The following is a 370-nucleotide window of genomic DNA, read 5'->3' as shown; positions in this document are numbered from 1 at the left end:
TCTCAGCGCACCTCCGGCCCAGACGCGCTCGGACAAATACTTCGGGAGCGTCGCGAGATCCTCTGCACGCAGAAGATTGACAAAGTTCTCGTCGGCGAACAGCTGCCGCAAGGCTCCGACAACAAACAGCAGACGTTGTTGCGCGAATTCGGCCTTGCGAACCATGGCTTTCTGGCGCTCGACCTCATTTTGATATGTGCGAATGAGGCTAGACGTGGAGATGTCGCTGCTGTGCCGCGGCATCCGGTGGGCGGTTGTCCTACCGAGGGTCTGACGACGCTCAATGACCCGACGCGCATCCATCAGTTGCTTGCCTCTTAGTTTGCCTGACTCGTACGCCTCCTGCAGCGCGGCCTGAATCGCCTTGTCG

1 protein-coding gene is annotated in these 370 nt (G+C 59.5%); it reads right to left on the bottom strand.

Annotation, left to right across the window (positions count from 1 at the left end):
- Positions 1-370 (bottom strand): hypothetical protein (locus AC1DDH_RS20840; protein WP_476956273.1); only part of this gene is annotated, 370 nt, incomplete at both ends.

The organism is Arthrobacter sp. 10T425, assembly GCF_056393985.1.
The sequence above is the reverse complement of the archived record's forward strand: the minus strand, read 5'-3'. Positions and strand labels throughout refer to the sequence as shown.